This window comes from Acinetobacter sp. AOR01_HL, from assembly GCF_027855455.1.
Taxonomy (GTDB): Bacteria; Pseudomonadota; Gammaproteobacteria; order Pseudomonadales; family Moraxellaceae; genus Acinetobacter; species Acinetobacter baumannii.
This window is the reverse complement of record NZ_JAKTIM010000043.1, coordinates 37585-58564: the sequence shown is the minus strand read 5'-3', so window position 1 is coordinate 58564 and position 20980 is coordinate 37585. Positions and strand designations below refer to the sequence as shown.

20 protein-coding genes are annotated in these 20980 nt (G+C 37.3%); 4 read left to right on the top strand and 16 right to left on the bottom strand.

The genetic code is table 11. The features are described 5' to 3' along the window. Nucleotides 1–65: 65 nt before the first annotated feature. Nucleotides 66–554: an Lrp/AsnC ligand binding domain-containing protein gene (locus MKL62_RS13740; RefSeq protein ID WP_001014235.1), complete on the top strand. Its 489-nt coding sequence runs from the start codon at nucleotides 66–68 to the stop codon at nucleotides 552–554. A gap of 33 nt (nucleotides 555–587) precedes the next feature. Here the strand turns inward: MKL62_RS13740 and putP are convergent, their stop codons facing one another. The 14 genes from putP to MKL62_RS13670 all read right to left on the bottom strand — a co-directional run bounded on the left by putP (nucleotide 588) and on the right by MKL62_RS13670 (nucleotide 14202). Next, nucleotides 588–2078 carry a sodium/proline symporter PutP gene (gene putP / locus MKL62_RS13735; protein ID WP_000119795.1) on the bottom strand — a complete coding sequence of 497 codons (1491 nt, stop codon included), beginning with the start codon at nucleotides 2076–2078 and terminating at the stop codon, nucleotides 588–590. A gap of 407 nt (nucleotides 2079–2485) precedes the next feature. Next, complete coding sequence (locus MKL62_RS13730) at nucleotides 2486–3193, bottom strand: SIR2 family NAD-dependent protein deacylase (protein WP_109850673.1); 708 nt, start codon at nucleotides 3191–3193, stop codon at nucleotides 2486–2488. 94 nt (nucleotides 3194–3287) lie between these two features. Continuing rightward, the gene (gene gcvH / locus MKL62_RS13725; RefSeq protein WP_001016343.1) at nucleotides 3288–3662 is read right to left on the bottom strand and encodes a glycine cleavage system protein GcvH; all 375 of its coding nucleotides are present in this window, start codon (nucleotides 3660–3662) and stop codon (nucleotides 3288–3290) included. Between the two features lie 38 nt (nucleotides 3663–3700). After that, on the bottom strand, nucleotides 3701–4726 hold the full coding sequence (locus tag MKL62_RS13720; RefSeq protein ID WP_000705524.1) for an AraC family transcriptional regulator: 1026 nt from the start codon (nucleotides 4724–4726) through the stop codon (nucleotides 3701–3703). A gap of 92 nt (nucleotides 4727–4818) precedes the next feature. Then, complete coding sequence (locus tag MKL62_RS13715) at nucleotides 4819–5274, bottom strand: MaoC family dehydratase (protein ID WP_005128803.1); 456 nt, start codon at nucleotides 5272–5274, stop codon at nucleotides 4819–4821. After that, nucleotides 5274–7121, bottom strand: coding sequence for an ABC transporter ATP-binding protein (locus tag MKL62_RS13710; RefSeq protein ID WP_005128802.1), 1848 nt, complete (start codon nucleotides 7119–7121; stop codon nucleotides 5274–5276). Before MKL62_RS13710 ends, MKL62_RS13715 begins: the two co-directional genes overlap by 1 nt. 374 nt (nucleotides 7122–7495) lie before the next feature. Then, entirely contained in the window at nucleotides 7496–8032 is a 537-nt protein-coding gene (locus MKL62_RS13705; RefSeq protein ID WP_000240310.1) for a DUF2058 domain-containing protein, read from the bottom strand. Nucleotides 8033–8035: 3 nt separating this feature from the next. After that, nucleotides 8036–8716, bottom strand: a complete 681-nt coding sequence (locus tag MKL62_RS13700; protein ID WP_001116532.1) for a YoaK family protein — start codon at nucleotides 8714–8716, stop codon at nucleotides 8036–8038. Nucleotides 8717–8721: 5 nt separating this feature from the next. Further along, nucleotides 8722–9924: a serine/threonine transporter SstT gene (sstT, locus tag MKL62_RS13695; protein ID WP_000889007.1), complete on the bottom strand. Its 1203-nt coding sequence runs from the start codon at nucleotides 9922–9924 to the stop codon at nucleotides 8722–8724. A gap of 421 nt (nucleotides 9925–10345) precedes the next feature. After that, nucleotides 10346–10654: an ArsR/SmtB family transcription factor gene (locus MKL62_RS13690; RefSeq protein ID WP_000651464.1), complete on the bottom strand. Its 309-nt coding sequence runs from the start codon at nucleotides 10652–10654 to the stop codon at nucleotides 10346–10348. Between the two features lie 474 nt (nucleotides 10655–11128). Beyond that, nucleotides 11129–11695 carry a TetR/AcrR family transcriptional regulator gene (locus MKL62_RS13685; protein WP_000037059.1) on the bottom strand — a complete coding sequence of 189 codons (567 nt, stop codon included), beginning with the start codon at nucleotides 11693–11695 and terminating at the stop codon, nucleotides 11129–11131. A 336-nt stretch (nucleotides 11696–12031) separates the two neighbouring features. Further along, nucleotides 12032–13195, bottom strand: a complete 1164-nt coding sequence (locus MKL62_RS13680; RefSeq protein WP_030423812.1) for a ribosomal protein uL16 3-hydroxylase — start codon at nucleotides 13193–13195, stop codon at nucleotides 12032–12034. A gap of 30 nt (nucleotides 13196–13225) precedes the next feature. Continuing rightward, nucleotides 13226–13819: a Maf family protein gene (locus MKL62_RS13675; RefSeq protein ID WP_000812866.1), complete on the bottom strand. Its 594-nt coding sequence runs from the start codon at nucleotides 13817–13819 to the stop codon at nucleotides 13226–13228. Beyond that, nucleotides 13819–14202: a DUF2237 family protein gene (locus tag MKL62_RS13670; RefSeq protein WP_000022187.1), complete on the bottom strand. Its 384-nt coding sequence runs from the start codon at nucleotides 14200–14202 to the stop codon at nucleotides 13819–13821. Before MKL62_RS13670 ends, MKL62_RS13675 begins: the two co-directional genes overlap by 1 nt. Before the next feature lie 138 nt (nucleotides 14203–14340). Between MKL62_RS13670 and MKL62_RS13665 the strand changes: the two genes are divergently transcribed. The 3 genes from MKL62_RS13665 (at nucleotide 14341) to fba (ending at nucleotide 17054) form a co-directional block, all read left to right on the top strand. After that, on the top strand, nucleotides 14341–15528 hold the full coding sequence (locus MKL62_RS13665; protein ID WP_001011094.1) for a phosphoglycerate kinase: 1188 nt from the start codon (nucleotides 14341–14343) through the stop codon (nucleotides 15526–15528). Nucleotides 15529–15652: 124 nt separating this feature from the next. Further along, on the top strand, nucleotides 15653–15895 hold the full coding sequence (locus MKL62_RS13660) for a hypothetical protein (protein WP_005128800.1): 243 nt from the start codon (nucleotides 15653–15655) through the stop codon (nucleotides 15893–15895). Between the two features lie 121 nt (nucleotides 15896–16016). Then, the gene (gene fba / locus MKL62_RS13655; protein ID WP_001174011.1) at nucleotides 16017–17054 is read left to right on the top strand and encodes a class II fructose-bisphosphate aldolase; all 1038 of its coding nucleotides are present in this window, start codon (nucleotides 16017–16019) and stop codon (nucleotides 17052–17054) included. 118 nt (nucleotides 17055–17172) lie between these two features. Here the strand turns inward: fba and MKL62_RS13650 are convergent, their stop codons facing one another. After that, complete coding sequence (locus tag MKL62_RS13650) at nucleotides 17173–18483, bottom strand: peptidylprolyl isomerase (RefSeq protein WP_000850091.1); 1311 nt, start codon at nucleotides 18481–18483, stop codon at nucleotides 17173–17175. After that, on the bottom strand, nucleotides 18483–20924 hold the full coding sequence (locus MKL62_RS13645) for an LPS-assembly protein LptD (RefSeq protein WP_270899784.1): 2442 nt from the start codon (nucleotides 20922–20924) through the stop codon (nucleotides 18483–18485). Before MKL62_RS13645 ends, MKL62_RS13650 begins: the two co-directional genes overlap by 1 nt. Between the last annotated feature and the right edge of the window lie 56 nt (nucleotides 20925–20980).

Sequence of the window (20980 nt, the reverse complement as noted above, 5' to 3'; positions counted from 1 at the left end):
TATCATTACAGAAGAAACACCGAATAACTCACTATATTTTGCCCATTTTTTAGAGGAAAATTCAGATGAATGGCCCATTATTAAGCCTTGATCGTACCGATTTAAAAATTTTGGATATTCTTCAAACAGATGGGCGTATTTCCAACAGCAGATTAGCTGAACTCGTCAATTTGTCTCCAACAGCAGTTATGGCACGAGTGCAGAAGCTCACCAAAGATGAATTCATCTTAGGTTATGAAGCTAAATTAAATCCGGTTAAGTTAAATGCAAATTTTTTGGTTTTTGTTGAAGTCTTACTCGATAAAACCACACCTAATGTTTTAGATGAGTTTATTGACGCAGTCGTGCATTATCCAGAAATCGTTGAATGCCATATGGTCAGTGGGGGATTTGATTTTTTAATTAAATTACGCAGTGGAAGTATGGAGGAGTTTCGACGTATCGCAGGGCAAGTGCTATGGCAATTACCCGGTGTAAAAGAGACCCGTAGTTATCCCGTGATGCAAGTTGTGAAAGATAGTTCAAAAATTAAAATCAAAACTAAAAATAAATAAAGGGGCCGAAGCCCCTTTATTTATTTCAATGAGTTATGTACTTTCTTTATAGAGTTTATCTGCTTGCTCAAAGCGACCAGTCACATCAGAGTTTGGTGCTTTGCTGATCAAGCTTACTACGATGATGCTGATAAATGCACAGATAAAGCCTGGAATAATTTCGTAAACACCAGTGCTTGCGAAAAGGTTTTTCCAACCGATTACAACAACAGCACCTACGATCATACCTGCTAAAGCACCTTCTAAAGTCATACGTTTCCAGAACAATGACAAGATGATGAGTGGTCCAAATGCAGCACCAAAACCAGCCCAAGCGTAAGCAACAAGACCAAGAACTTTACTGTCAGGATTCCCCGCAAGCACAATTGCTAGAACGGCAATTGCAAGAACCATGATACGCCCAACCCATACAAGCTCTTTTTGAGATGCATTTTTACGAATGAAGCCTTTGTACAGATCTTCAGTTAGTGCACTTGAACATACCAAAAGCTGACAGCTTAATGTACTCATAACCGCAGCTAAAATAGCAGCTAGAATGATACCGACAATCCATGGATTGAATAAAATTTTAGTCAATTCCATAAATACAGTTTCAGGGTTTTTGCTTACCACACCTGCAAGTTCAGGGTGTTGCTGGAAGTAAGCAATACCAAAGAAACCGGCACCGACAGCACCGACTAAACATAAAATCATCCAGGTCATACCGATACGGCGAGCAGCAGGAATTGATTTTACAGAGTCAGCAGCCATGAAACGTACAAGGATATGCGGTTGACCAAAATAGCCTAAACCCCAAGCCATGGAAGATAAAACGGCCACCACACTTAAATCAGAAATGATGTTAAATGCATGTGGACGAGCAGTTTCAATAAGCGTCACAAACTGAGTTGTGTCACCAATTGCGAGGTAAGTCACGATTGGGGTGAGCAAGAGGGCAAAAATCATTAAGCCAGCTTGGAAAGTATCAGTCCAGCTAATTGCTAAGAAACCACCAATACAAACATAACTGATTGTTGCAATAGCACTTAACCAGATTGCGGTGGTATATGACATACCGAATAAATTTTCAAATAAACGGGCACCAGCTACCATGCCTGAAGCACAGTAAATAGCGAAGAAAACCAAGATAATAACGGCAGAGAAAATACGAAGTATCTTTTTCTGGTCATCAAATCGACTTGTAAAATAGTCTGGCAGAGTGAGTGCATTATTTTGGATTTCAGTATGAACGCGTAATCGACCAGCAACCAGTAACCAGTTAAGCCAAGCACCGATAATTAGACCAATTGCAATCCACGCTTCAGATAAACCAGAAAGATAAATCGCTCCTGGTAAGCCCATGAGTAACCAACCACTCATGTCCGATGCGCCTGCGGATAATGCAGTAACGAAACTGCCTAAACTACGACCACCAAGAATATAATCAGAGAAGTCGCTTGTAGCACGGTAGGCAAATAAGCCGATAAGTACCATTGCTACGATGTACACCATAAACATGATGAGGGTGGGATCAAAATAACTCATAATGGATGTGTGTCCTTATATCCATAATCCGTGATTGTAACCTAATCCAGGTCGCTGTTTTCTTGTACGGCATTTCAAGAGGTTGAGATTCAACCATAAAAGAATTTTTTTGCTCTGTTATCTTTGTGATGTATTTTATGTATCTTTGTGTAAACAAGTGTAACTTTGATTACATGTTATATTTAGTTTAATAAAATCAATTAATTATCAATTTAAAAATAATATCAAAACTTATTAAAAAACTAATAATATAAAAAACTAAGAGCTAAATTCAGTTTTTTAGTTACAAAAATAGTAATGACAGGGTGCCTTTTAAGAAAAGTTATTATTTAGATGAATAATTTCTCATCAATTTTACGCGAAAAAATGGTTTTAATAAGAAAAAAAGAATATCAAAAGAGGAAATATTAACTCGTCAATTGATGAAATAACTCGTGCATACCTTCTGTCGCCGTCATATTTAATAATTTATATTGAGGTGGAACACGAGAATGATCTGCTTGGGGATCTATATAATACGCTTTGGTATAATGAGGAATCTCATGGACCAAGGCGGCAACTGGATATACGCTTAATGTCGAACCGATTACAATAAAAATATCAGAACTTTGTACTAAACGAATTGCTTCTTCATAAGCAGGTACAGCTTCACCAAACCAAACGACATGAGGGCGAAGCGGGTAACCATCTGGACAAAAGTCCTGTTCTAAATCGAGCTTCCAACCATTAACTTCATAAAATTGAGTTGTATATTGTGCATCTGGCCCAGAACTTTTCGCTAGTCGAATATTGCCATGTAGATGTAAGACATTTTGGCTTCCAGCACGCTCATGTAAATCATCAATATTTTGTGTAATGACTTGTACATCATAATAGTCTTGTAGTTTAGCAATATATTGATGAGCTTCGTTCGGCTGGGCTTCTAAAATATTTTTACGACGTTCGTTGTAAAAGCGTTGAACTAAAGCTGGATTTCTTTCCCACGCTTCGGGAGTGGCAACTTGTTGTATATCATAATTTTCCCAGAGACCATTACTATCGCGGAAAGTACTAATTCCACTTTCTGCACTCATACCGGCGCCGGAAAATACCACAAGTTTTGTCATATGAATGATCCATTCATGAATTTGGTTTTTAAATCTGATCTATACATATATAAAAAAACCAGTTAAATCTAAACTGGTTTTTTTATTAAAAACTATATCTATATTATAGACCAGCTTCATATTCTGCATTTGTTAAAAGTTTTTCAACATCTGCAATATTGTCTGGTTTGATTTTATAGATCCAGCCTTTGCCATATGGATCTTCATTTACAAAATCCGGATCATCTTCAAGATCAGTATTAACTTCTACTACTGTACCAGAGACAGGGGCATGAATATCAGAAGCAGTTTTAACTGATTCAACAACTCCAGCTTGTTCGCCAGCTGTTACTTGGCTACCCACTTCAGGAGTTTCAACATAGACCAAATCTCCAAGCTCATCTTGTGCATGGTCGGTAATCCCTGTAATAACAAGGTCTCCTTCAATTTTTACCCACTCATGTGTACGTGCATACTTCAATTCTGAAGGATGGTTCATGACAACTCCTTAAGCTTGTGTCCAATATTTTAATAACATTATAAATAGGGGTCTTTGCGCCAGTTGCTCGGACTGCGACCGCTCCAGCGTTTAAAAGCGCGACTGAAATTTGCGACATCCGAGTAACCAAGTTCATCTGCAATTTGTTCAAGACTATAATCTGTACGCGAAAGCAGAGAGGTCGCATGCCGATATCGAACTTCATCTACTAAAGTAGAAAATGAAGTACCTTCGGCTGCCAATTGTCGCTTTAAGGTACGATCTGACATATGTAAATATTCTGCTACATTCTCTATGCTTAAGTAATGTTGTTCAGAATTACTTAAAATATCACGTACACGCATGGCTAGACGTCGGCGTTCACCTAAAGCAGATAGTTCCGCTTCACATTGGTTAATAGCAATTTGACTTGCGATTGGATCGGCATTAACTAACTTAAAACCTAAATATTTTTTATCAAAACTAGAGATTAGATGAGGCTGGTTAAAGCGGATGGTGCTGCTTAGCTTGCTTCTATACTTATCAAAACCTTCCGGTTCTGGAAAGTCTAAATCAACATCGCCCGCTAAATCTTCAATACCCGTAATTGCTTTAGCCATGGTCATAATACCAATAGTTAAGCCTAAAACGATCTCAGTACGAAGAGGCTCTAACTCAATATCACATTGCAATTGTAATGTGGCTTTTGGTCCGAAAGTAGAAAAATATAATTGTAAAAAAGGTAAGCGTAATTGGATAAAACGGGCAGCGAGAGCAATCGCTTCTGTAATATCTTTGGCTGTCATTATCGCGTAGCCAATAAATCCGTGAATGGAAATACGCATTTGAGTGCCAATATGGTAACCCAGCGTACTTTCACCGGTAAGATTTAAGGCATGTTTGACCAGCTCATTTGCTACGGGTGTTGAAATACGATATTCAGGATCGGCCAATTGCTCACTCGTAAGATGAAAAGGAGCAAATAATGTTTCATCGTTGTATCCCCAACGTGAAACTACATCTAATAGCAATAAGCCATAGACTCCTGGAATACCTTGATCTTGACGAGCTGAGGTAATTTTCATATGCGTTCCGTTGCTCTCATCAATTTTCTACGTGCATTTCTTACACATCTTGTCATGAAATATAATTTGAGTTTATAAAAACTGTTAGACAATCATATCAACGATTCATTAACATTCTTTTTAAAGACAACGATTTTTGTCGTTGAAATAAGTAAAACATCCCCATGCTGATTTAAGGCTTGCGTAACGTAGCTTACAATACCACGATCCAATTTTGTTTTGGATGGCGTAATGGCAGAAATTTCAGCTTCAACATGAATACGGTCACCAGGCCGAGTAGGGCGTGGCCAACGTAGACTAGATTCTGAGCCTACTAGTCCACCATGAATCGGCATGCATTCAGTCCATAAGCGCATAGTAATTGCCGAGGTATGCCACCCGCTAGCGGCAATACCTTTAAAGATTGGATCTTCTTTGGCTAACTCTTCATCTGTATGGAAAGGTTGAGGGTCATAGTGGCTTGCAAATTGTTTAATTTCATCAAGTGTAATTTCATACTCACGACTGACAAAACGATCACCAATTTTTAAATCTTCTAAATAAAGCATTAATCTTGACCCTGTACTACTTTTTGCTCAATAAGAAAACCGCCCGTTTGACGTTTCCATAATTGTGCATATATACCATTTTTAGCAATTAATTCTTCATGAGTACCTTGCTCTGCAATTTTACCTTCATCAAGAACAATTAAACGGTCCATTTGAGCAATGGTAGACAAACGGTGAGCAATTGCAATAACTGTTTTATCTACCATCAGGTCATTTAAACTAGACTGAATAGCTGCTTCAACTTCTGAGTCTAAAGCGCTAGTTGCTTCATCTAAGATTAAAATTGGTGCATCTTTTAAGAAAACACGCGCAATAGCGATACGTTGTCTTTGACCACCTGACAGTTTGACACCACGTTCACCCACTTGTGCCTCATAACCTGAACGTCCTTTTAAGTCGACAAGTTGAGGAATAAATTCAGCTGCTTTTGCCTTATGCACGGCACCTTGCATATCTTGATCAGTTGCATCTGGACGGCCATATTTAATATTTTCGGCAACTGAGCGATGTAGTAGAGAAGTGTCTTGAGTAACTAAAGCAATATTTGCTCTCAAACTATCTTGCGTAACATCTTCAATATTCTGCCCATCAATTAAAATTGCACCTTCTTTAAGATGATAAAAGTGTAAAAGTAATTGGATGAGGGTAGATTTACCCGCACCTGAACGGCCAACGATACCAATCTTTTCACCTGCTTTAATGTGTAGATTAAAGTGATCGATGACATTTTTATTGTTATAAGCAAAGGTCACATCTTTAAATACAATTTCACCTTGTGTGACTGTAAGTGGTTTTGCATCTGGCTTGTCTTGAATATTGATTTTCTTACCAAGTGTTTGCATGCCATCTTGAATGGTACCAACATTTTCAAATAATGCTGACATATGCCACATCATAAACTCAGCCATGCTATTAAGTTTTAAAATCATGGCAGTAGTGGCTGCAATTACACCTAACGCTGCTAAGCCTTGAGTCCATAACCAAACTGCGGTACCAATTACTCCAACAAATAAAACAGCAGACAGTAAATTAATGCTAACTTCAAAAAGAGTGCCTAGACGCATTTGCGCATAGACTGTGGTCATAAACTCTTTCATTGACGCTTTTGCATATTGGCTTTCACGCCCAGCATGCGCAAAGAGTTTTACAGTTTGAATATTAGTGTAGGCGTCAGTTACACGACCAGTCATTACAGCGCGTGCATCGGCTTGTTGTTGTGATACTTTGCTTAAACGTGGAATAAAGAACCATGCGCTTAATAAAAATAATCCTAACCAAACCATAAGTGGAATAAGTAATGTGGGTGAGATTGCACCAAGAACAATACTTACGGTAATAAAGTAAATGCTGACGTAAGCCAACATGTCGCCTAAAATAATCCAGAATTCACGGACTGCTAAAGCTGTTTGCATGACCTTTGCAGAAAGTCGACCAGCAAAATCATTATGGAAAAAGTCTAGGCTTTGTTTTAATAAAAGGTTATGGAAGCGCCAACGCAAGCGCATTGGAAAAGTACTATATAAAATTTGATGTTTTATAATAGATTGAATATTAACAAATAAAATATTAGCAAATAACACGCTAATGAGAATAAGGATGTTTGAAGCATGTTGGCTCAAGAAACTTTCAGGCTGACTATTACTAAGCCAATCTACAAGTTGCCCAATTTTTGAAAAGAGCAGGGCTTCAAAGCTAGCTGCACCAGCTGTACATATAATAAGTAGCAATAAATATGGGCGCACACCTACAGTAGCTTGCCAAACAAATGGGAAAAAGCGTGTTGGTAAGGGCTCATCCAAGCCTTTGGTTGGATAAGGATCTACAAGTTTTTCAAACCACTTCAGCATGAATGACTACCTTTATACATCAGCTACTTTAGTAAAATTTCGCAATTTAATTTGCAATAAAGTCAGTTAGATCAAACTTAATTAAGGTATTGATCTGTTGGGTGTGTGGATACACGTCAAAGTTTATGTTGTATATCTTTGGCTAAAACTGACATGATTTAGTCAAGACATAAATTTGGAATCGGGAAGAAGCCTAAAAGGCATCGTAAAGACAAAAAATGTTTTATTCATTATATCGATAATAATAGATGAAGTGGTGAATGAATTTGGCTTGAATGTAATTTTTATAAATTTTTTTAATAAATGATAAAATATTAATATTTATTTTAAGCAGTATGAGCCTTTATCCGAATATTGATAAAGGCTCATAACAGTTACCACATTAAGTCATCCGGAATTACATATGCTGCATATGGATCTTCTTCATCAGTAGTTTGTTCATTTTTCTCAGCATTATTGATCAAAATAAATCCTTTCATTTTTTGATCAATTTTTTCAGCTAAGGCTTTAGGAAGGTAAGCATATTGATCTTGATCTTTAGCAATCACTAAACTGCCTGTAACAAGTGCATTATAAACTTGCTGAGATAGGTAAACCTTTTTAATCTTATTCTCGTCAATAAATTGATAAGCCACATCTCCGGCAAAATCTACAATTTTGTGTTGCTTGATCATTTGAATGATTGAAGCCTTTAATGCTTTTTCTTCGAGTTGCTGCTGCTTTTCTAGATTCAAAGCTTGATCTTTTGCTTGTTTCTCTTTTTGAGCTTTTTCAATATTAGCTTTAATTTCTGCTTCATTGCTTTGACCAGTACGCTGCTCATGCTGAGCTTGTTTGGTAAGTTTTTTCGCTTTTTTATTGTCAACTAAACCAGCTTTGAGTAACTGAGCTTGTAAGGCATTTTTAACCATGACTTAATCCGAATTTGAAGAGGAAGAACTATGAAAGTAAACTGCCCAATACGAAATACTGAGAGTTAAGCTTAAAATTGCTGGAAGCAAAAATGATTGCAATTTTAAATAAGGGTGAACTAAAGCAGCAATTATACCGCCAGATAGAAAACCTATAAAAATAAGTAGATGCAAAATAATGCGGCGATTCTCTACTTTTAAACCTCGTGCTATATAACCAAGTGCAAGCCCAAGATCTGTTAAGACACCCGATAAGTGAGTAGTCCTAATAATGGTTCCTTTATAGTGACTTACCATTGCATTTTGTAGCCCCATGGCGACACAAGCCCATAATAGTCCATATTTTGGAAAATAAGGCAGCAGTAACCAACAGAGAAAAATAAATAGTGAAACTAGACTTAAAGGAAGGCCATACCGGCGGCCTAATTTGAAATGGCTATTGCCTAGAATAAAACCACTGTAAAATGATCCACATACATAACATAATATAACTAGTACTAAATATATGATGTGTTCAAACTGCCAGTTTACCAAACTCATGGCTAGCATACTGACATTACCAGTCATATGCGACACCGATTGATGTAAAAGGGTGATAAGCCCTAATACATTAATCATTCCGGCATTTATTGCCAGTAAGAAGGCGCCAAGTTGGAACCAGTTTGGTAAACTTTGAAATGGCATGTTCTCTATGAGTTTTGTCTTGAGCGAATATCAACTGCGGCTGTAAATAAAACATCGGTAGATGAGTTAAGCGCCGTTTCTGTTGAATCTTGTAATACACTAATAATCATACCCACTGCAACAACTTGCATTGCAATTTCTGATGAAATACCAAATAAGCTACATGCGACTGGAATTAGAAGTAGGGAACCACCTGCAACACCAGATGCACCACATGCTGATATTGTAGCTACAACAGATAAAATAATCATTGTTGCCAAATCAACATGAATTCCTAACGTATGCACAGTTGCTAAAGTAAGTACAGTAATCGTAACTGCTGCACCAGCCATGTTAACAGTAGCACCTAAAGGAATTGAAACGCTCGCAGTTGAAGGATTTACGCCTAAACGTTCAGCTAAATCAAGGTTTACAGGAATATTAGCTGCTGAGCTGCGTGTAAAGAACGCTGTGATACCACTTTCTTTTAAGCATTTAAATACTAATGGGTAGGGATTACCGCGAATTGTTAAACCTACCAGAATTGGGTTAATCACTAGAGCAACAAACAGCATTGTTCCTAATAGAACAGCAAGTAATTGTGCATAACTTTCAAGTGTTGCTAGTCCAGCATCTGCAAAAGTTACTGCAACTAGACCGAAAATACCAACAGGTGCAAACGCAATGACTTTATGAATAATAGCGCTTACAGCATGTGAAACATCCTGCATTACTTGTTTGGTCGTATCCGAGCTATGGCGCATTGCTAAGCCGAGACCAATTGCCCACGCAAGAATACCAATAAAGTTCGCTTCACTGATTGCTTGAACAGGGTTTGCAATAAAACTTAAAAGCAGATTTTTTAATATATCAGCGAGACTACCAGGCGCTTGCAAATTATTATGAGAAACAGTGTTGAGATAAAGGGTGCTAGGAAAAGATAAGCTAGCGATCACAGCACTAAAAGCAGCTAATAACATACCTACTACATAGAGTAGTAATACTGGGCGTAAATTTGCACTATGACCGACTTGGAAGTTGGCAATAGATGAGAGAACCAGTACAAAGACTAAAATAGGAGCAACCGATTTTAATGCTTTAATAAATAGTTCACCAAACAAGCTTAAGTACGGCGTAACGGTTGGAAATAATAGTGCGACGCCTATCCCTAAAATAATGGCGATAATAATTTTAGTGACTAAGCTTAATCGAGAAAAGAATTCAAGCATATAAAGGCCTTATTAACCTATTCATGGCTAAAGGTTGAACAAGCTGAGTATTTTATACGTAAGTGATGTGAATCTTAAGCTTTTTTATATCAAGTCATCAGTTTTATAAGGTTTGGTAATATTAAGTTTTTGTTTTTAAATAAATAAAATTGATTTTTTAAAGTGGGGTATCTAATGTTTTGCTTATATTACAGCCAGTAACGCTTAAGTTCTTATTATTTGCCATAAAAATTAGTGAAGAGGGAGAAAAGATATAAAAGAAATAGTAGAGGTTATTTTTGTTTTTTAATAGATTGGAATGCTAGAAAAACTACGCGAATTTTCAATCCTCTTTGCTCGGATAATTACCAGCTACCAAGTTGAAAAATCGCATATTTCAGGAATACATTAATATTATTATAATTTTATAAGTTTAGAGCAGTTATTCTATGCAGTATAACTGGTAAAGCATATTTAAAATTGAATGCATCTTATCATCCTTGATCGAATAGAAGATTTGCTTGCCATCACGACGTGTTGAAACGACATCACTTTTACGTAGCATCATCAATTGTTGTGAAAGGGTGGGTTGGGTGATTTGTGTTTTCTCTTCAATTTGAGAGACATTTAACTCCTCATGGGCTAAGTGACATAAAATTAATAAACGGTCAGTGTTAGCTAAAGATTTTAATGTTCCTACGACTGAATCCGCCGCATTTTTCATTTCTTCAATTTGGAGTCCATCTTTCATACTTTATACCTATATCAATATGGCCGGCATAGTATAGATTGATCTTAAGAAAATGAATGTAGCAAAACTAATCAATCCAATTGTTTTTGTTGAAAAGGTTTATAAGTGTAATTGATAAATATATAACATTATTAAGGTAAAACAAGAATTTGTATTTGTTTTGTGTCAAAAGTGTTGCTTTGTGTGAGAAGCGTAATTGTTAAGTATAAATGAAACAAAGTCAAAGAAAATAAATTCTATTTTTCTGTCTATCAATAGTTAAATCTGATTTATATATAAAAGGGCAAGAAAAAAAGATTGTGTTTTTATTTTCTAAAGTTATAATCGACCATGTACAGACAGGTCTGTATATTCTAGTTTGGGATGATAATTTAAAAAAATGTCAAACTCTAAGCTAGAATGACTTTCAGACGCAGCGTGATGAATAAGAAGAAGATTCAACAAGATAAGAAGAATAATATCACGCTTTATTTTTTAATGTGCAATTTTTTCAAATTCAATGAGTTTCTCTACACGCTTCCAATAGTCATCAATTTTTACTGAACCATGCTCAACTTGAGCTTGAATGGTCATACCCTCTAAAATATTGACTAAAAGCAATGCCAAAGGTCGAGACTCTTCAATTTCATATTGAATAAGAAGATCTTGCATTAATTGTGTTAACCAGATTTTGTATAAAGTTGCTGGTTGATGTGTTGACGGGTATTGTTTTAATACTTCTTCTAAGGCTTTTTGGAACATGCAACCATTAAAGTCTTCACTATTAAACCAATCTGAATACCATAAAAAGATGGCTTTAATACGAGCTAGTGGGTTGGTTTCGTCTTCTTTAGAGATTGCCGCAGTAAGAGAATTTTGTAAAAGTGAGTTTCTTAATAATAAACACTCTTCAATAAGTTTCTCTTTTGAAGGAAAGTATTTATAAAATGTCATTTTCGCTACACCAGATTCACTGATGATACGATCTACCCCTATAGAATTATAACTATATGAATTAAAAAGTCTTAAAGCAGTGGTAATAATGTCATCTTTTTTTGACATATTTTAGTAGCCTCACACAAATATTTTGCTATTAGCCTAAAGGTCGAGTGTACAAATAAAAAGCACGAACGCGAAATTTTACATTGTATTGACTGTTATTGATAGAAAAAAATAGGTTTTTTAAAAATAATAAAAGGACAAAACTCAATGCTAAGCATTAATTTTTTTATAATTGAATAGCTATGTTTAGTAGTTAATTTTTTGATTTGGTAAGGTGGTTTTTACTATAAGTGGGCCTTTATAACTTTGATTTAAAGATTGGTATATTTAAACATGTATTTATAAAAGAAAAAAGGAGAAATTTTATAATTTCTCCTTTTATATATTTAGTTAGTATTACTCTGCAGGAGGTAACAACATAAGAATTGAATTATTCAATAATTGAACAATGTTTTCTAAAATATCTGTATTGTTAAGCTCACTATTGAAAGGAATGCTTTTCCCATCGGCAATCGATTTGAGTTGGGTGGCAAAAGATTCCACAATCAGTAATTCTTCTCCATTACCCCAAAACTTTAAAACGCCATTTTGTTCTGTATAAAGTAGACGCGAAGCAGGTTCGAGTAGCAGCTCATAGCCATCTGACAAAATAGCATTTAGGTCTTCAACCTCTATTTCATCTGGTTCTGGAATATTGTCTGGATATTTAGGCTCGCTCATGTACGACATGAGGGCAGCATCAAGTACTGTTGAATTTTTCAATTGAGCTAGCACTAAATCTCTTAAATAAGCCAACTCTTCCGTGTTTATTTCCCCAATTTGAGGAAGATTCTTACGGGTAATATCGACAACAGGATTTTGAAGTAATTCATCAGTAGCAAATTGATCGCTAATTCTATCGATCATGCCTGAAATATTAGGCATACGGAAACCAAAGGAGAAAGTTAAACAATCATCTTCGGCAACGCCATAATGTGATAATCCAGGTGGAACATATAATAAGTCGCCAGGAGCTAATACTTCATCAAAATGAACATCTATTTCTGGTAGCAACTTTAAAGGTTGATTAGGTACAAATTCAGTGCTTGCATCACACATTTGGCCGAGTTGCCAGCGACGATGACCATATCCTTGAACAAGAAAAACATCATAAAAGTCAAAATGTTTTCCTACTGAACCACCTTTTGGGGCATAAGAGACCATAATGTCATCACGGCGCCATTGCGGAATAAAAGGAAATTTCTTCCATAATTCAGCTATATCAAATGAATAATGGTCTACTGCTTGAACCAAAAGTGTCCATAACTTTGGTAGTTTTTGAAAATCACCTTTAGTTAAGGGAGATGATTTTACATGCCATTCATTTGGATTTTTATCTTTTTGACGGATAAGACGAGCAGTTACATGGTCTTCTAAAGCGAGTTCTTTTACATCATTCGGCTCTAACATACCCACAATTTCAGGCATAGCATTACGTACAAGTAATGGTTTTTTCTGCCAATACTCTGTTAAAAACTGTTCAGCAGTAATACCGCCTAAAACGGTTAAAGCTTCTGTCATGGAAATAACCTATAAATAAGCTAATAAATATTAAGGAATTTGGAGGTTGAGTTGTCTTAAAATCTGACAAAGCTGAATCATGGGTAAACCCATCAGCGTGGTTTGGTCTTGGCCTATCATTTTTTCAAATAAACTAATGCCGAGACTTTCACACTTAAAACTTCCTGCGCATTGTAAGGGCAGATCTAAGTCGACGTATCTTTCGATTTCAGGCGCGCTTAAATTGCGAAACTTAACTTGATAATGCTCAACAAGCGTATGTTCAAAACTTTTTTCAAGGCACTGCACACTTAAAGCAGTACTAAAAAAGACTGTTCGGCCAGAGTTTGCTGCTAATTGAGCTTTGGCATTTTCAATTGTTAAGGGTTTGCCAATAAAATCATGAGGAGCATGCTCTCGCCATGCAACCTGATCTGATCCAATTACAATTGCTTCACGATTTTTTTGTGCAATTACTTGTGCTTTAGTAAATGCCAGTCTTTTTGCTAAATCATCGGCATGCATTTCACCACAAGGACTCTCGTCAATATCTGGACTAATGCAGATATATTCGATTCCTAAACGATTCATTAAATCTTTACGTGTCTGACTGCTTGATGCCAAAATAATTTTGGGTTGTTTCATTACACTGCAAATTCCATTAATACATCTAACGGAACATAGCTCAATACAGCTTGATGACAAGCATGAAGTTTAACAGGGGGTGCTTGACCAGCTTGATAAGCTTCTACCCAACGAGTTACACAAATGCACCAGAAGTCTCCCGGTTGTAGGCCAGGGAAGCCTGCTTCAGGTAGAGGAGTGATCAGATCGTTTCCGACTTTTTGTGAAAAATTTAAAAACTCAGAAGTCATTTGGGCGCACACCGTATGTTGACCAAGATCTGTTACGGCTGTATGGCAAAAACCATTCCGAAAGTAGCCAGTAATAGGGTCAAAACAACAGCTTGCTAAGGGTTCACCTAAAACATTTAAACGATTGATTTGTGGATCTGGATGAATAGACATAATGGATGAAATATTAGATTACTACCTCTATCATAATCAAAACTTTGGCTTTCTACAGCTTTTATGCAAAAAAACTAACCTTTTTTGATGTAATCATTTAAAATTGGCGCGTTTTTAAAATCATAAAGAGAGCTTTACATGAATTTTCAGCGCATGACTGACCTTAATTTAGCAGGTAAACGTGTCCTTATTCGTGAAGATTTAAACGTTCCTGTTAAAAATGGTGTGATTACCAGCGATGCTCGTTTACGTGCCGCACTTCCAACAATAAAAGCTGCTTTAGAAAAAGGCGCTGCTGTAATGGTATTTTCACATTTAGGTCGTCCTGTGGAAGGTGAGCCAAAGCCTGAACAATCACTTGCACCAGTGGCTGCATATTTAACTGAAGCATTAGGTCAAGAAGTTAAATTATTTACTGATTATTTAAATGGGGTTGAAGTTGAAGCAGGACAAGTTGTTTTGCTTGAAAATGTTCGTTTTAATCCGGGTGAAAAGAAAAATAATCCTGAACTTGCACAAAAATATGCAGCTCTATGTGATGTGTTTGTAATGGATGCTTTTGGTACTGCTCACCGTGCAGAAGCTTCTACAGAAGGTGTAGCACGTTTTGCACCTGTTGCAGCGGCAGGCCCATTATTGGCTGCTGAATTAGATGCACTTGGCCGTGCAATGCAAACACCTGAAAAACCAATGGTGGCAATTGTCGCTGGTTCTAAAGTTTCAACAAAACTTGATGTGTTAAATTCATTATCTGGTATTTGTGACCAACTGATTGTAGGCGGTGGTATTGCAAATACTTTCTTGGCGGCTGCTGGTTACAATGTTGGTAAATCTTTATATGAAGCTGACTTGGTTGAAACTGCAAAACAAATTGCTGCTAAAGTAAGTGTTCCACTTCCTACAGATGTAGTTGTAGCTGATGCTTCACAAATTAACTTCGAAGATTTCTTAGGTTCTTTGGCAGCAGCGCAAGCAGTAATTAAGAAAGTTGAAGATGTCACAGCAAATGATATGATTTTAGATGTTGGTCCTGAAACAGCTAAAGCATTTGCAAATATTTTAACAACTTCAAAAACGATTCTTTGGAATGGTCCTGTTGGTGTATTTGAAGTTGATCAATTTGGTGAAGGTACTAAAGCACTTTCTCTTGCAGTTGCACAATCTGATGCATTCTCAATTGCTGGTGGTGGTGATACTTTAGCTGCGATCGATAAATATAATGTAGCTGATCAAATTGGTTATATTTCAACAGGTGGTGGTGCATTCCTTGAATTTGTTGAAGGAAAAACATTGCCAGCAGTTGCCGTTTTACTTGAACGTGCTTAAAAACTGTTATATTGAAATAAGAAGGGATTGAGTTATCAATCCCTTTTTCATTGATAAGTCATTAAATTGTCATATTCCTGAAATAATATAATGAGTACTAAATCACCAATTGTGGAAAATAGTGATGAATTTAAAACTTACCTTTGCTGCTTTGTTAATTGTCCCAATGATGTTGACTGCTTGTGCGAAAAAAGAAGAGGCGAATCAAGCAGGCCAAGATGCGGCATCTACAGCTGTTGCTGATAAAGTAACTCCTGAACAACAAGCTGCAATCGATGCGCTTGATAAGCCAGTTTTAGATGAAAAGAATACAGATGTGGTTGAAGGTAGTGTATCTAGCGAGACGGCTGCTTCAGAAACGCATTAATTTGTTGTTTTTTGTTAAAAATTCCCTGCAAATGCAGGGATTTTTTTTGAAATACTGTGATTTGTTGCTGAATTGAAATAAATGACAAGGTAGAATAAGCCGCACTACCTGGGAGGATATTATGGCACTCATTTCAATGCGCCAGCTCTTGGATCACGCTGCGGAACATAACTACGGCGTACCAGCATTTAACGTAAATAACTTAGAACAAATGCGTGCAATTATGCTTGCCGCAGATGCTACCAATTCACCTGTAATTGTTCAGGCATCTGCTGGAGCTCGCAAATATGCAGGCGCTCCATTCTTACGCCATCTTATTTTGGCTGCAATTGAAGAATGGCCACACATTCCAGTGGTAATGCACCAAGACCATGGTACAAGCCCTGATGTATGCCAACGTTCTATTCAACTTGGTTTTAGCTCAGTGATGATGGACGGTTCATTAGGCGCTGATGGTAAAACTCCTACAACTTACGATTACAACGTAGATGTAACTCGTCAAGTGGTAGCAATGGCTCATGCTTGTGGTGTATCTGTTGAAGGTGAGATCGGTTGCTTAGGTAGCCTTGAAACAGGTATGGCTGGAGAAGAAGACGGTGTGGGTGCAGAAGGTGTACTTGACCATTCTCAGCTTTTAACCTCTGTTGAAGAAGCAAAACAATTCGTTGCTGATACAAATGTTGATGCTTTAGCAATTGCTGTAGGTACTTCACACGGTGCTTATAAATTTACACGTCCACCTACAGGGGATATTTTAGCAATTGACCGTATTAAAGAAATTCATGCGGCATTGCCAAATACTCACCTTGTAATGCACGGTTCAAGCTCTGTACCACAAGAATGGTTAAAAGTAATTAACGAGTTTGGTGGTAATATTGGTGAGACTTATGGTGTACCAGTTGAGCAGCTTGTAGAAGCGATTAAACATGGTGTACGTAAAATCAATATCGATACTGACTTGCGTTTAGCTTCAACAGGTGCAATTCGTCGTTTCATGGCGGAAAACCCAGCTGAATTTGACCCACGTAAGTATTTCGCTAAAACTGTCGATTCAATGAAACAAATTTGTATCGATCGTTATGAAGCTTTCGGTACAGCTGGTAATGCTGACAAGATTCGCCCAATTTCTTTAGAGAAAATGGTTGATCGTTATAAATAATTCCCGTTAGGGTCTGATTTATAGAAACCGGTTATTCATATAACCGGTTTTTTAATGGCTGGGTTTTGTTTATAAAAAAACCTGTGATCAACACAGGTTTTAACGACAAAAGATTAACTTATTTTTGTAAGTTCTTTTTGTCGAGGCTTGGATCTTTAATTTCTACATAAGCATTTGCACGTACTTCACGCAACCAGCTATCAATTTCAGTGTTAAATTGACGCTCACCTAAAATTTGACGTGCCATACGCTCTTGATATTCATGTGTCATATCTTTTTCGCGTTTGTCTGTCACTTGTAAGATATGCCAGCCGAATTGAGTTTGGAAAGGTTCACTAATTTCACCTACAGGAATTTCCTGCATTTTTTTATCAAACTCAGGAACCATCATACCTGGCGTAACCCAACCTAGACTGCCGCCATCACGTGCTGAACCTGTATCGTTTGAATAAGTTGCAGCAAGAGTAGCGAAATCTTCACCCGCTTTTAATCGCTTGTAAATGCTATCAATTATTTGTTTCGCATTTTCAGGGCTTACCACTTCAGAAGGTTGAATAAGAATATGGCGTGTCTGATATTGCGGTACTAATGCTTTCTGTTCATTTTGCTTACGTTCTAAAAGTTTTAGAACATGTACACCATCGCGTACAGAAATTAAGTCAGTTGTTTGACCGTCTTGCAGTGGAGTAATACGAGCAGCAAGTTCAGCCGGTATATCAGAAAGAGGACGGAATCCCATATCTGCACCTTCAACTTTTACAGTCGCAGTTGAAAGCTTTTTAAGAGCGTTTAAATCATTGCTTTGAGCAAGTTGTGAACGAACTTCTTTTGCTACATTTTGAACTTCTTGAGGGTTGTCTCCGGAAATTCGCATATGAATCACATGGGCTTGATTACCTAAAGCAGCTTGTCCTTGTGGTGACTTCAAGAAGTTATCTACATCTTGATCACTGATTTTAATGCGAGACATAACTTGCTGTTGACGCAGACGATTAATTGCTAAATCTTCAGCAATACGGCTACGTAAGTTTTCATAAGTTCCAGGTGCAATCGCATCTAATTTTTGTTGAAAGGCTTCTAGGCTTTTGCTACCTGATTGACTTGCAACTTTAAGTACAGCCTCATTTAGACTTTTCTCATCAGGTTTGATGCCATATTTTTTAACTTGTTCAAGTTGTGCTTGACGTAAGATGAGCTGGTCTAATACTTGAAATTGTAAGTATTGTTGAGGTGGAACTTCTTTTTTTTGTGCTTGCAATTCGTGAGCTGCTTCAGCCATTCCTTGTTCAAGGTCACTTTTTAAAATTACGCTATTGTCCACAATTGCCACAACTTCATCAGTAGGTTGGGCAAAACTATGCATTGATGAAGATATTAATACAGCAAGGGTTGTCGCTTTAAAAAACTGTTTAAGATGTTTTGTCTTCATTAACGTTGTGTCCAAGATTGATTAATTTTGTTAAAACCTAAAACGCGATTTTCAAGTAAAGACGCGAGTTTATTGTTTAAACCACCTAAACCTTTGAGTGTAATTTCGGCCATGATCGCGCGCTTTTCACTAACATCTGGAGATTTTGGATCGTCTAGATCGTTATAGTATGAACGGCCATAGACAGAAATGCCCCAGCAACACGATTCATAATTAACACCTAGTAATAATTCACGGGCAACATCATTGTCCATGTCATATTGTACGTGCCCCATAATACGCCAATTGTCTTTAATTGGTTGTATAAACGATGCAACAACTTGGTCATAAGTGTCTTGACGACCAGGAATATCTTTACGATAGAAATAGCCTAAGTTATATAGATTTCCTTTATCGCCTGTATAGTAAAGTTGAAAATCACGCTGTGCATTATCGCCATTTGACATCCAGGCCGAGTTTGCAGCAATGGTGAAATTTTGATTAAGTTGACTTGATAAGCTAACAACAGGACCTGTATTACGTTCAGTATCAATTTCATCTTGTTGTTTCAAGGTGACGCGGCGATCTTCAAAATAATAGCTTTGGCCCACACTTGCGCGTAAACGCTCTAAGCCTACTGTGTCAAAAAGACTATAGCTTACACCTAACGATAAAAAGTTATTGTCTTCAAGGCGGTCATGTCCATAGAAGCGGTAAGGGTTAAATAACTGATCGTAACTAATTGACGCAGTGGTTGAGTCAAAGTTTGGGTAGCCATCTTGATTTTTGTATGGCGCATAGGCATAGAAGGCGCGTGGTGTAAGTGTTTGTAAATATTTGCCCTCACGTTCAAAATTCAATCCAGTGTCCAATGTAAATTGTGGCACAACGACTGATTTGTTTTCAGAACCGCCATCTAAACCTTGAGAGGCGATACTGTCCTTGTCATAGAAGGTTTGAATAGAACGTACAGAAACCTCAGGAATTACAAAGGCTGCTGGTGTTCGATAGTTATAACGTGTTGCAAACTGGTTATAAATACGCGTACCGCTACTTTCTTGTGCAGAATCATCGTTAATTGATTTCTTAAAATAAGCAGTATCGTTATTAAATTCGTATTGTAGTCCTAGTGGATTACCAGTGACATAATTTAATAAAAATTGAGGTAAGCGGGCGTATGGTTTATTGACGTCTTTTACTTCTGGGTCAAGGGTCTGGAAATCTTCGACTTTGAGCTGTGCTTTTAAACCCGGAATACCATGCTGATAGTTAAGTTCCCAAGCTCTACGCAAGTTAAGATCTGTTTTAGAGTTAGGGCTACTATCTAAATCAGAGAAATAGTCTTTATCTGATGCGTAGTTATATTCAAGGTTGGTAGACCATTGGTCGTTGATATCCCAATTATGTAAAAAATGGAAATCTTTACGGTCTTTATCATCATATTCTTTATCAGATGGCAAAATGCCGCCCCAAATCTGTCCGGCACCAAACCCATCCGTCAAATATCGGAATTCACCTTGTAACATTGCCCCACGATCTGCTAAGTAACGTGGCGTAATTGTTGCATCGTAATTAGGCGCAAGGTTTAAATAAACAGGAACCGAAAGTTCAATACCACCATCGTTTGAGAAACCAAATTGTGGGTTGAGGATACCTGTAGTACGGCGGTCATCAATCGGGAAGTTAAAGTAGGGAACTGCTAGAACTGGAACATCTTTTACATATAGTTTTGTTCCGCGCGTAACACCGCGCCCAGTTTCTTGGTTCAACTCAATTTTGTTGGCTTGAATTTTCCAACTTGGTTTCTGGCCTGGCGGACAGGTTGTGTAAGTCGCCTCATTGAGAACCATTACATTCGGAGAGGTTCTCTCGATCTTCCCAGCATGACCATGGGCATGTTGTTGTTCAGAAATATAAAAACTATTATCTAAATTTCCGGTTTGAGTCTTTAAATTGTAATTAATTTCATCACTTTGAGAGAGTAAGCCGCCTTGAGCTAACTGTACTCGGCCTTGTGCATGGGCAAATGTTTGAGTTTTATCGATGGTGACTTTATCGGCACGAACTGTACGGCCTTCCTGATCTATCACCACGTTTCCTTCCAACACAGAGTCGCCAGCAGGGTTGTAGTGCCCATAATCAGCTGTTACAACTGAAGTAGCCTTATCTGCATCTAACGCTTTAGTTTCAGGATTAATTGGTGTAATCCAAGTTCCTTGGCAGAATGCTGAACTCAAATATTTATTATTGCGCAATTGCGCCTCAGGAGCAGATTTATCAACATAATATTGTTGAAAGAATTCCTGCCCTGGATAGGCTTCCTTAATACTCGCCTTAAGTTGATTATTGTCTATGTTGGAGACAACACCAGCTGACTCAGCATAACTTGATTGTATGGAGCCACTACATAAGAGCGTAAAAATAGCGGTCGCTAAAGGATTAAATTTAAACTGATGCTTCATTGTCTCATTAACCAAGTATGCTAATTCACAATTAATTATTGTCGCATCATAGAGAA

Coding starts and splice junctions, on each gene's coding strand:
- MKL62_RS13740 (WP_001014235.1), top strand. CDS start 66: ATGAATGGCCCATTATTAAGCCTTGATCGTACCGATTTAAAAATTTTG.
- putP (WP_000119795.1), bottom strand. CDS start 2,078: ATGAGTTATTTTGATCCCACCCTCATCATGTTTATGGTGTACATCGTA.
- gcvH (WP_001016343.1), bottom strand. CDS start 3,662: ATGAACCATCCTTCAGAATTGAAGTATGCACGTACACATGAGTGGGTA.
- MKL62_RS13720 (WP_000705524.1), bottom strand. CDS start 4,726: ATGAAAATTACCTCAGCTCGTCAAGATCAAGGTATTCCAGGAGTCTAT.
- MKL62_RS13715 (WP_005128803.1), bottom strand. CDS start 5,274: ATGCTTTATTTAGAAGATTTAAAAATTGGTGATCGTTTTGTCAGTCGT.
- MKL62_RS13710 (WP_005128802.1), bottom strand. CDS start 7,121: ATGCTGAAGTGGTTTGAAAAACTTGTAGATCCTTATCCAACCAAAGGC.
- MKL62_RS13705 (WP_000240310.1), bottom strand. CDS start 8,032: ATGGTTAAAAATGCCTTACAAGCTCAGTTACTCAAAGCTGGTTTAGTT.
- MKL62_RS13700 (WP_001116532.1), bottom strand. CDS start 8,716: ATGCCATTTCAAAGTTTACCAAACTGGTTCCAACTTGGCGCCTTCTTA.
- sstT (WP_000889007.1), bottom strand. CDS start 9,924: ATGCTTGAATTCTTTTCTCGATTAAGCTTAGTCACTAAAATTATTATC.
- MKL62_RS13690 (WP_000651464.1), bottom strand. CDS start 10,654: ATGAAAGATGGACTCCAAATTGAAGAAATGAAAAATGCGGCGGATTCA.
- MKL62_RS13685 (WP_000037059.1), bottom strand. CDS start 11,695: ATGTCAAAAAAAGATGACATTATTACCACTGCTTTAAGACTTTTTAAT.
- MKL62_RS13680 (WP_030423812.1), bottom strand. CDS start 13,195: ATGACAGAAGCTTTAACCGTTTTAGGCGGTATTACTGCTGAACAGTTT.
- MKL62_RS13675 (WP_000812866.1), bottom strand. CDS start 13,819: ATGAAACAACCCAAAATTATTTTGGCATCAAGCAGTCAGACACGTAAA.
- MKL62_RS13670 (WP_000022187.1), bottom strand. CDS start 14,202: ATGTCTATTCATCCAGATCCACAAATCAATCGTTTAAATGTTTTAGGT.
- MKL62_RS13665 (WP_001011094.1), top strand. CDS start 14,341: ATGAATTTTCAGCGCATGACTGACCTTAATTTAGCAGGTAAACGTGTC.
- MKL62_RS13660 (WP_005128800.1), top strand. CDS start 15,653: ATGAATTTAAAACTTACCTTTGCTGCTTTGTTAATTGTCCCAATGATG.
- fba (WP_001174011.1), top strand. CDS start 16,017: ATGGCACTCATTTCAATGCGCCAGCTCTTGGATCACGCTGCGGAACAT.
- MKL62_RS13650 (WP_000850091.1), bottom strand. CDS start 18,483: ATGAAGACAAAACATCTTAAACAGTTTTTTAAAGCGACAACCCTTGCT.
- MKL62_RS13645 (WP_270899784.1), bottom strand. CDS start 20,924: ATGAAGCATCAGTTTAAATTTAATCCTTTAGCGACCGCTATTTTTACG.